Origin of the sequence: Pantoea sp. GbtcB22, assembly GCF_019091025.1 — a bacterium.
Lineage (GTDB): Bacteria > Pseudomonadota > Gammaproteobacteria > Enterobacterales > Enterobacteriaceae > Pantoea > Pantoea leporis.
Genome location: NZ_JAGXKB010000473.1, coordinates 1 through 252, shown reverse-complemented (window position 1 = coordinate 252; position 252 = coordinate 1). Strand labels below are relative to the sequence as shown.

1 protein-coding gene is annotated in these 252 nt (G+C 61.9%); it reads right to left on the bottom strand.

Annotated elements, in window-relative coordinates; all coding sequences use genetic code 11:
- On the bottom strand, window positions 1-252 hold a 252-nt coding region (locus KVT28_RS25750; protein ID WP_217551081.1), incomplete at both ends, for an Ig-like domain-containing protein.

Sequence of the window (252 nt, the reverse complement as noted above, 5' to 3'; positions counted from 1 at the left end):
TCCACGGTGATGACGAAGCTTTCAGACAGCACTGAGGTGTTGCCCGCCGGGTCGACGGCCTGCACGGTCAGCGTATGCATGCCTTCGGTGAACTTATCGGTACCGGTGGACTGCCAGCTCCACGCACCGGTAGCGGCATCGGCGTAGACGCTGCCGATGGCGTTGATACCGTCATAAATGGTGGTCAGGCTGGCTTTTTCCGCCGTGCCATTAAGCAGCGGACGTGCATCGTTGGTGGGGCCGGTGCCGTCG